Raw genomic sequence first — 8,042 nt, 5'->3', positions numbered from 1 at the left:
CGTGTCTCCTTTTCTCTAAAGAATTTTGGCTACATTCTTATCCATAACTGACGTTAAATAGGTGTCAGGCATTACAAATTGGACTGTGCTGTTTCTAGTGAAACTGTGCCTTGGCGAAGGATTTGCCATGTACCATCACTTTGCCATTGAACAACAGTGGAGGGTTGGCCATTGCCGATTTTGCCTAATTGCTCTACCTCCCAACAATTTAAAACGGGTAGGTCTGGAAAGGTGAGGGCGATTTCCTGTGTCCATTCGATGGGAGGCTGTCCAGATAGGTTGGCGCTTGTGGTGGCCATCACGCCAGTTTTGGATAAGATTTTGCGTGCAATCTCAAGGTCTGGAACTCGTACGCCCACAGTCCCGGAATTGGTGGGGTTAATTGCCCCAGATACTCGATCTGAAGCGGGTAAGACAAGAGTGAGTGCACCGGGCCAATATTTAGCGGCGATCGCCTGCCATTGTTTTTTCTCTGCGGCACTACCGACAACATAGTCCCAAATTTCTTCTAGGGAAGCTGCCATTAAAATGAGGGGTTTATCGGGCGATCGCCGTTTGAGAGTGTAAATTTTCTGAGCATAATCCGGCTTTACAGCAACAGCTGGAACCGTATCAGTCGGAAAACTAATCACTTCATCCGCGTTAGCGTGATCAATAAGCGTTTCAAAATCAACTAAGGCCATGGATTATGTCGTTTTTTGTTTTTCAAGATAGTCAAAAACACTTTTATCACCAATATCCGCCGCCGGAGCCTGGGTAAATTTACGTGCCGCAAAGGTGAGAAATAACAGACTCCACACCATGGAACCGACCGCCGCCCAAGTTGCAGGTAAAAGTTGCGTTAAATGGCCTAACAGCAAAACAGGTACTAAAGGTGTCAAAACCATTGTTTCAACGCGCCGGAAACAAAAGCCTTCTTTAAAGAAAATGCCTGTAAGTGCAGCAAAGGTAAACCCAATGCCCCAAATGCTAGCGGGATGCTCAAAAATAACGGCAATGAGTGGCTGCTTAAAAAAGCTCATGAGGGCGATCGCCGCGACACAACCCATAGCCCAAAAAATCTGTAGTAATCGGTGGAGGGGCACAAGATAAATATGAATTTTCGCCAAACTTAGTCCGAGCCCGGCACAAAAAATGCCAAACAAGACCGTGACAGCATTTTGTACCGAGACACGATCCCCATGCCAAAGCATTAAGGCCGTCCCAAGGGAAAAACATAGTGCGGCGATCGCCAAACCACCTCGGTATAGCCAAACATCACGGCGATCGTCATCTGTAATCGTAAACTCACCGTAATAACCCTGATAAATTTCCGGCTGTATTGCACTATCCATCATTACCTTCTGCTATGTCTTGGCATTAAATTTCTACTGCTTGAGATTTTTGAGTTCCTGCTGCAACTCCTCTAGCTCGCGGCGGAGCTCTGCAGCCTCTTGGGACTTCTGATCAACATTGAGCTCCATCTCTTCTTCATCTAAAATTTCAATGCGACGAGGCTCTTTGGACTCCTCCGGAGCAGTCTTCGGTTGAGACTGAGCACCATTAGGAATTTTATCCTGAGCTTGCCTCACCATATCATTGACAAATTTTTTTGCCTCTTCCGCATTCATCTCGCCCTTTTGAACCATTTCATCCGCAACACCTTGGGCCTGTTCCTTGAGATCTTGGATCGTTGAACCCGCTTTTTCCGCGGCGATCGATGCCGCACCAACCCCAAGATAAAACGCCTTTTGAACCAAATTACCGAAGTCAGCCATCGCAATAATTACTCCTTCAAGTGCTCCTTTTCCTAGGATAATCGATACCTTTCGTGATTGGAGACTATTACAGATCCTCTGTCTTTTAGGCAAACTGTAAAACGATACTAACCGTAGAATTACCAGCGAAACCGATGGACGAAAGTCTAGATCCGACATTCCGCTAGTCCACATGGTCAAAAAATAATTAAAACGAAGCTATAGGATTCCAGCGATTTTATTGACGATAAGCTGAAATTATTGAGAATTCTCACCAGATCACTAAAAAGAGACTAAATGGCTAGAAAGCTTGCTACAAAAAGATCGTGGATTTAATTATTGTTTCGGCTTCTCAACTAGCAGAATGTGGGCTAGATCCCATTACTTGGCTTGTTTGTGATGTATTTTTTATGCCATAGGGACTTTGAATCTTGCTTTTAATCTGCTAATCCTTGCGATAAAAAGACCCCTAAATCTTCAAATTTAGGAGCCTAAGTATCAAAGTAATATTCAGTATTTTTGTCTAACTAGCCGTTAAATATTCGAGTGATTTCATCCACTAAAACTGCCGAGGTCTTTTATCCCGTGGTTACTTTATTGGCTTTAAAAGGATTCCAGTCTAGTAAAGCGAGCATTGCATAGTAGTGGACTGTAAAAAGTATAGAGAGAAAGATTTGCCCTCCCCAAAAACCATGCCAAAACTCAAAGGATTCAGGACCCCAATACACGGAAGCCAACGTCATTAGCATAATGCGAGGGACATTTGCGATCAGACTAAAAGCAATACCCATTAGGACAAATAACGATGTTTTCCACATGGGTTGCTTCCAAAAAATCCCAAGCAGCAAACTGGTCACTGCGGCAATCGTTGCAAGGTCAAAGCCACTACAGCCCCAGTCTACGCGCACAGATCCATCTGGCAGACTAATGATATCCCATTGCACACTGGGTGTTTGACCAATTACTTTTAAGCCTGCAGCTCCTGCTATGGCCATAAATCGTTCTAGTCCTGCTTCTGGTGTAAATGCTGTCCACACCATTTTTCCGAAAATCGTTGGCTGGGGAAAAAATCCCATAAAAATCAAAAAAGTAGGTAAGGGATATCTTTTAAAGAATCCGAAACCCCATGTGCTGAAAGCTGTACCTGTGAGAAAAATATAAAAAATAATCTTCTGATGCCATTCGACAGACAAACAGAAAGGCACAGCGGCGATCGCCACGCTAATCAGGATGTAACCAAGAATTTTGTCTTCTTCGGATGCTTTAAGTTGCGATAATTGTTCCCGCTTTTGCCACAGCTGAAAAAAACCGAACCCGGCTAAAGCGACTAGCAATAAACTTGCAGCACCGTTAATTGTGCCAAGCACAATATCATAAATCCACAAGGGAATAAACAGACACATGGCAAGCCAACCGAAGGCGATGAATCTGTTGTGCCATGACTTATTACCCTGCTGAAATAAATATTGAGCTGTTGATTGGACTTTGTTGCCGAGATTTAAATTGATTTTTTTCATTGGCTTTGTATGCGTGTCTTTGCTCTAATTACCCGTTTTTCGCAAGACGGGAACCGCTGCGTCCGATACCAATTAATCCAGCGCCCACCAGAATTAAATTGCCTACGTTAGAAACAGCTGTTTTAACCGCCGCTCTTCGGGCACGATTACGGCGTTCTTCTGCTTGCCTTGTGAGTTCGTCGGAAATACGTTGGAGATCTTCAACATTGACGCCTTCACGCAAATTTTCCGGATTCCGTTCGGCATCCCTAATTTGCTGCTGAATTTCGCTCTCTCTGTTGTCAATATTGCCCAATGCTTGGTTTTGTAGTTGTACTGCATCGGCGATCGCAATCAAACTGATTAAGAAAAATGCAATCCCAGCGATTAAAGAAGTACGAGAGATTAGGAGGAGTCGACTCTTTCCTTTGGCTACGCCCACACCACTGAAAGCAAGTAAAGCAATACCAAAGAGGAAAATAATACTGCGATTCGCAAATTCCTGTTCTATGCCAATGCGCCATGTCACATTACCAAGCTGAGGTGGCAAAAATAGGATCAGCATGTCGAAAATAAAACCGATGGTGCAGACTAGTCCGACAATCTTGGCAATATTTTTCGCACTATATCCTCCACCACCAGCTGTGGGTTGCTGCGTTTGATCAATGTTATATGTCATTTTTTAAAAGTAAAAACTGAAGCGATAGTAGCTAACCGTATAGAATCAGCCTTGCATCTACCTATACGATTGTACATTGCCAAAATCAGAGTGATACGACCTTTACAAACAAAATAAAAAACAAAAGCGCTCCATAAAAGTTTCCTTTCATTAAAGCGCTTCCAACAGCTATGCAGAACATTAGAGATTATTTGCTCAATACTTTTACTCTAATTAAAGACTAAATAAATCGGTAAATCATGAGTATTTAGCCAATAATGAGTCTATGCTTCCTCTTCTTGCTTCTTGCGAGATGCAGCACCGAAAAGACCAGCAACAACAGGAAGTACAGCTGCAGGAGTGGGGACTGCAGTCAAGCCACCAGAGAAAGTCCCTGTAGTAATATCAAAATCACCACTAAATGTACCAGTACCACCGAAGTTACCAGCACCATCAGTGAAATAACCAGCGAGGGTAAACTCAATGGTTGAACCATTGTTCATGAAGCTACCAATGTTTTCGAGGACAAAATTGACATCACCTTTGGAAGATGCAATTCCTGTAATGAAAGGATCAATTGTGCCACCAATACCAGCATCAACAATTGAAAAATTAGTGAAATCAATTGAGTCGCCCGCTGGAGCAAAATCGTCTTCTGCACGGAGGATGACACTGGGGTTTAGGAAAGCAAAATCGAAGTCATCGCCATCGCCAGTGGAAGTAATGTCAACTCCGCCGACGAAGCCCAAACTACCCTTAAGGTTGAGTGCCTGTGCAGGAGCTGTAGCAACGACAGATACAGTTGCAGCGAGAAGAGCAGCGTGAATTAATTTGTTGCCGATAAAATTCATTGTTTTAGATAACCTCGTTTCTGGTTAAGTAGGGAAGAATAGAACTCTTAGAAGCTCTATCTACATTGATTTGTTTCTTGTCTTCATTATACGCACCAAATTTTGATTGAGCAATACTTTTTCTCGAACTTCACCGTATTTTCACATAACATCTATCTATCTTCCGATTCATGATAATAATTACTTAAGAATTTATGTTTAAGTGCTTGGTGGCAACTCACTTTTTGTTTTTAGTAAATATTTATAAAAAAAGGCTCTAGATATTTCTAGAACCCTGCTTGATATTTGATTTAAATCTGAACTTTTTTTGCCGGCCGAGGTGTAGTTTTTATAGGTAGAAGGATGTTTTCTTGATGAAATCACTGCCGAAGCTTTCAAAGTCAACGGCTTCTTTTTTTTGTAATACTGCGTTGTATTGATTGGCGATCGCCGCAGGGGAAAAGTTGTTTTCGAGATAATTTCTTGCCGATTCACCAAGGGCTTTCGCTTTTTCTTGGTCTTGACTTAGTTCCAAGATGTACTGTGCTAAGCCTTGCGCGTCACCGTTTCTAAAGCCTGCACCACAGTTCCCTTCCTCAAGCATTTTGTTTAAATAAGTAGATTCTGGGCAAATTGCCGCGATGGGGCGGCCACTCGCTAGGTAACCATAAACTTTACTAGGTGCAACTAAGCCTTCCATGCCTTCACTAACACTTACTAAAGCCAAATCGCTAGCAGTTAAAGAGTAGGTTAAGTCTTTCTTGTCTTGATAAGGAAGGAAAACGAAGTTAGTTAATCCGTGCTGTTTGATCTTTGCTTTTAGTGTGTCTTGTTTTGCGCCTTTGCCGATGCAAACAAACTGAATAGGCTCATCTTTTAATGCAAGAGCGGCTTTAAACATCGTGTCAATGTCGTGGCAACGACCCATGTTTCCGGAATAGAGAACTGTGAATTTCTCAACTAAATTATGCTTTTGTGCAAACCAGTTTTCTTTCTTTTCGATTGGATAAATCTTTTGAGGATCTGCCCAGCTATGAATGACTGCAATTTTGTTTTCAACTTCAGGACAGTGAGCAACAATTCGATCTTTCATATTGCTGCTTAAAACGATGATTTCCTTAGAATTTCGCCATACTTGCTTGTTTAGCCAAGTCCAAATTTTAACGATGGGGTGGTCGCGGCGAATCATACCGAGCTCAACTGAAATGTCGGGATGAATATCGTAAACCAAGCAAATGTAAGGGACGTTGAAGAAGAAGTTTAGGAGATAACCGATAACGGGCAGAAAAGGAGGAGCAGTCGTGACGAGTAAAAGATTGTACTTTCTGTAGTTCGCTACGATGTGGGCGATCGCCCGGAAGGAAAAGAGAAGACCACCAAGCAATGCTCCTCTTAATCGCTTAGAGCCAAACTTAGTAATGTTGGAGCGGCGAACTCTGACACCGGATTCGAGGATTTCCTCTTTAGCGGCTGCGTCACTTTGGTAAGCATAGCCGGGCTGCCCAGTGAAAACATCAATGCTCATGCCTTGACGACCAAGGTGCTTAACGAGCTCTTCGATAAGCTGGCCAGTGGCAGCATAGTCTGGGGGAAAAAACTGAGTGACGACAGAGAGTTTCGTTGAGCTATCAGTAGCCGTTTCTTGCTGACGTACCCAAGGAAGAAAACGTATCAGGGAGCGGTCATAGATTTTTTTGGAAGAAATGTTGCGGCTAACAGTCACGATCTTGTCTCTCTACTTCAAATCAGTGTGTGAACTTGCAAAATGGATTTGCTTTGTTGCTTAACCAAAGTCTAGCAACTGGGTCTTGCTATAAAGCCACAGAAATACCTGTTTTGTTTAAAGGTTTTGTAAAGCTTGTTTTTTTTCTATGAAGTACTAATAAAGTCTTCATTGGATCGAGTCTTTTGGTCTAAATTTTGAGTCGAATAAATGACCAAAAATACTCTGCATATGGTGTGCATATGTATATCACACACTCTCTCTGGTGTCTTTTAGGTGCTTTGTTTGTTGTTTTTCTGAGCTGCTGTGGGATTGTGTACGTATATCTTTAGGTACATACAAATATGAATCTTGAAATGGGTCTTTTTTATTTTTTGAATAAGGGTTATTTAAGGTATGTCGATCAGACTAATCCCGCATCTTATAAGTAATGACAAATGGATTTAGTTCTTTTTTTTGGGTTGCAGATGTCAGTAACGTCAGTTGTGGATAAGAATGTAGCCAAAATTCTTTAGAGAAAAGGAGACACGGAGAGGGAGAGACACGGGGAAGCAACGAAAATTTGCATTTTTTGAAAGCTAGTAGGATTGTTTGCATAGAAACATCTCTCTATCTCTCGCTCTCCCATTCACTGCGTCGTACTTCCGAGCATGCTTAAGCAAAACTCGTGTTCGGTACATTTTTGGTTTGAAGTTGGCTCATGAATTTTGTCTAAGGGGGCTGAATTGGTCTGTGGTGTCGTTTGGTTCTCGTATTGCATGGGATGGGTTAGGGGTCGCACTGGATGAGTCGGGATTTTGAAAGGTATTTGTGTGCGTGTAAGCTGATTGCGCCTGATGTTATGCGCTAGATCTGTCTTTGGGCATGTTGGGAGAGCGTCAACTTTTTTTCTTTGAGTGGACACATTTCAACAAACGTCAGTTTTTAATCCATGTAGTCATGGAGACTTGTGGGATAAGGTGCGCTGCCACCATTTACCTGTGCGCCACCATGAACGGACGACTTTCTATTGATCAATACTGTGAAAATTGTGAATGTCAGGGAAGTACAGGCAAATCAAAAGTGGAAATTATGCGCTAAATCGACCATGGCATCGTTTTGTGGAAAGAGATCTGGCAATACTAGACCGAATAATTCCACGTTATTTGCTTTGAAGGAATTGGAGAGGAAAAAGTCGGTGACGGGTACAGCCTACCTGCAAGGATCAAGGGTATTGGGTATAAATGCGCCATTCACCAATGTATTGATATGAGGTGTAAAAAAGGCGGAGTTGCGGGGGGGATGTTGGGGAATCGGCGTTTTGGGCTGTTGCTCTGGTGTAGATAGGGTGATCGGCTAGGGGGTGTGACATGAATTGTTTATAAGTGAGCTGATACGAGTGGTAAAGTGCCGTCAGTTCTAGGGAGAAGACAGGGCACTATGGGGCATATTGATGGTGAGGCGATCGCCCTATTTGTTTATATGGTCGTGGTTGGCAAGGTTGGTCGGGGTTTGACTTTGATGGTTTTGACTATAGACCTCTTGCATGAATAAAATAGAAAAGGATGGAATTAGGGGAATGAAGAAACAAAGCAATGTATTACGAAGAGCTAAAAGAGC

General features: G+C 42.7%; 7 protein-coding genes. All 7 read right to left on the bottom strand.

Features of this window, described 5'->3' with window-relative positions:
- Positions 1-71: 71 nt before the first annotated feature.
- Positions 72-683, bottom strand: a complete 612-nt coding sequence (locus NIES208_RS18145; RefSeq protein ID WP_075894399.1) for an L-threonylcarbamoyladenylate synthase — start codon at positions 681-683, stop codon at positions 72-74.
- Between the two features lie 3 nt (positions 684-686).
- Complete coding sequence (locus NIES208_RS18140; protein WP_075894398.1) at positions 687-1,337, bottom strand: DUF2301 domain-containing membrane protein; 651 nt, start codon at positions 1,335-1,337, stop codon at positions 687-689.
- A 30-nt stretch (positions 1,338-1,367) separates the two neighbouring features.
- Positions 1,368-1,757 carry a hypothetical protein gene (locus NIES208_RS18135; RefSeq protein WP_075894397.1) on the bottom strand — a complete coding sequence of 130 codons (390 nt, stop codon included), beginning with the start codon at positions 1,755-1,757 and terminating at the stop codon, positions 1,368-1,370.
- Positions 1,758-2,314: 557 nt separating this feature from the next.
- Entirely contained in the window at positions 2,315-3,253 is a 939-nt protein-coding gene (crtC, locus tag NIES208_RS18130; protein WP_075894396.1) for a cyanoexosortase C, read from the bottom strand.
- A gap of 28 nt (positions 3,254-3,281) precedes the next feature.
- On the bottom strand, positions 3,282-3,911 hold the full coding sequence (gene hpsJ-C, locus NIES208_RS18125) for an HpsJ-like protein, cyanoexosortase C-associated (RefSeq protein ID WP_075894395.1): 630 nt from the start codon (positions 3,909-3,911) through the stop codon (positions 3,282-3,284).
- A 263-nt stretch (positions 3,912-4,174) separates the two neighbouring features.
- Complete coding sequence (locus tag NIES208_RS18120; RefSeq protein WP_075894394.1) at positions 4,175-4,741, bottom strand: PTPA-CTERM sorting domain-containing protein; 567 nt, start codon at positions 4,739-4,741, stop codon at positions 4,175-4,177.
- Between the two features lie 328 nt (positions 4,742-5,069).
- Positions 5,070-6,443: a glycosyltransferase family 4 protein gene (locus NIES208_RS18115; RefSeq protein WP_075894393.1), complete on the bottom strand. Its 1,374-nt coding sequence runs from the start codon at positions 6,441-6,443 to the stop codon at positions 5,070-5,072.
- Positions 6,444-8,042: the final 1,599 nt, after the last annotated feature.

Origin of the sequence: [Limnothrix rosea] IAM M-220, assembly GCF_001904615.1 — a bacterium.
GTDB lineage: Bacteria > Cyanobacteriota > Cyanobacteriia > Cyanobacteriales > MRBY01 > MRBY01.
The sequence above is the reverse complement of the archived record's forward strand: the minus strand, read 5'-3'. Positions and strand labels throughout refer to the sequence as shown.

Coding starts and splice junctions, on each gene's coding strand:
- NIES208_RS18145 (WP_075894399.1), bottom strand. CDS start 683: ATGGCCTTAGTTGATTTTGAAACGCTTATTGATCACGCTAACGCGGAT.
- NIES208_RS18120 (WP_075894394.1), bottom strand. CDS start 4,741: ATGAATTTTATCGGCAACAAATTAATTCACGCTGCTCTTCTCGCTGCA.
- hpsJ-C (WP_075894395.1), bottom strand. CDS start 3,911: ATGACATATAACATTGATCAAACGCAGCAACCCACAGCTGGTGGTGGA.
- crtC (WP_075894396.1), bottom strand. CDS start 3,253: ATGAAAAAAATCAATTTAAATCTCGGCAACAAAGTCCAATCAACAGCT.
- NIES208_RS18140 (WP_075894398.1), bottom strand. CDS start 1,337: ATGATGGATAGTGCAATACAGCCGGAAATTTATCAGGGTTATTACGGT.
- NIES208_RS18135 (WP_075894397.1), bottom strand. CDS start 1,757: ATGGCTGACTTCGGTAATTTGGTTCAAAAGGCGTTTTATCTTGGGGTT.